This window comes from Paraclostridium sp., assembly GCF_051657365.1.
In the GTDB taxonomy this organism is placed as follows: domain Bacteria; phylum Bacillota; class Clostridia; order Peptostreptococcales; family Peptostreptococcaceae; genus Paraclostridium.
Genome location: NZ_JBOFKN010000034.1, coordinates 1 through 1,902, shown reverse-complemented (window position 1 = coordinate 1,902; position 1,902 = coordinate 1). Strand labels below are relative to the sequence as shown.

1 protein-coding gene is annotated in these 1,902 nt (G+C 29.9%); it reads right to left on the bottom strand.

The genetic code is table 11. The features are described 5' to 3' along the window. The coding region (locus tag ACRCYC_RS02800; protein WP_438532956.1) for a chondroitinase family polysaccharide lyase at positions 1-1,902 on the bottom strand (1,902 nt) is incomplete at both ends.

The window sequence follows — 1,902 nt, the reverse complement described above, 5'->3', positions numbered from 1 at the left end:
CATCTGAAAGTAACATCTCCTCAACTCCACTTTTAGTATCCACTTGTGAGATATTCGATTTTAGCTTTTCAAAAGGCACATCTATAGCTGTTGTTCCTGGGAAATGCTTCCAGTCCCATCCCTCTTGCACATATCCACTTTCTTTTAATGACCCCTCTAAAATTTGAACTGCTCCATAACTCATATATCTTCCATATAAATTATTTTTTATATATGTTTCATTTCCAACTAAGTATCTACTGTACCCCTTAGCTCCAACTAACCATTCTCCTCTTCTATGAAGTTGAATAGACCCCATATTTAAAGTCCAAGAACCTATAGGTGCTACTTCTTCCTTAAATCCCATACTTTTTAACTTTTCAGTTTTTCTTTTATCATTACTCAATCTTATATAAGCTTCTGCTAAATCTTTATCTACACCATTTTCTCCACTTAAAGCCATCAATCTAAAACTTTCTACATCTATTTTTGACTTATCATGTGGATGTCTTCCTGTTAAAGATAAAAGATAGTTATATTTATTTGAATATAATCTTGTTGTTAAAACTGCTTTTTTTACAATATTATATTCCTCTCCTTTTATACTATATGGTGTTTTATGTAAATAATATACTATTGGTACTAATCCTTGAAAAGCTCCCCTTGCATATCCAGGATAATTTTGCATATGGTGGAAAACTGTCCCATCATATTTAAATCCTCCTAAAACTCCTGGAGAATATTTTATAGACTTTGCAAGATAGTTTTGAAGTTGGTATAACTCTTTGGCTTCTTTAGCTTCATTTTCATTTAAAAGTATAGCTGCTAACATTCCTGGAAGCATTGTATTTAAAACATCGATATTTACACTTTTAAAATCTTCTTTAGGTGTATATATCATTCCCATAGCACTATACCAAGTTACCATATCTTTAGCTTTATTTACTGTTCCAAATTTTGTTAATGGTTCTTTCATCAAAAATATAGCTTCATAGATCTCTCTCATTTGATATCCAAGGTGATGAACTGTTCCTTGGGCGCTTCCCTTTGTCCATCCCTGATCGTACATATACTCTAAACTTTCATTGAAAAGCTTAGCAATTCTCTCTTTCTCTTGAGCATTAGTTGTGGAATTATACATATATGCTAAATCTCTTAAATATGCTCCAAATTCTTTTGTTGCTATATATTTTATTCTATTTTTTTCTTCTGGTTTTAAATCCTCATATATTACTAATCTTTGAATAAATTCTAAATTTATTTTTTTATATTTAGAAAACTCTTCCTCTTTATTTTGTATTTTTTCTGGTGTCACTTTAACTTTTTTTAGAAGTTTTTCTCTATATCTTTTTTCAATTTTTTTAATTCCTATTTTTTCATCCTTAGCTAATTCTTTTTGTATAACCTTTTTATCTATTTGGTTATAATTTTTATATAGTGCCATCCAGTGAGCATTAGTTGCTGTATCTGCCTCTAAATTAATAAAATCTACCTGTTCATCTCTTGCATTATGTCTTGGATCTATTAATACTGATGGTATAATTTGATCTATTAATATCTCTCCACTTTCATTAGGTGCTACAAAAGTTATTTCATCCATTTCTTCAACTGGGGTTCCTTTCATATCTCTGTCGTATTGAACCCACATAGTTCTCCAACCTTTAAAATTCATCTTTATTGGAAACCAACATTTTACTACACCATCTTTCTTAAACTGTACCAACATCTCTCCATCAATAGGTTTCTCATTATATATCCACATGCTATAGCTACTTCTTGCTTTCTCTTGCTGTCCTTTTTTAAAAACTGTATATCCTGTATCTCCTAAAATACTTAAAGAATCATTTTTTTTAAACTTCCATTTTAAAGAACTCTCTCCATCTTTATATTTTTCTTTAGATATAGATACTGATTCTTTTTTAC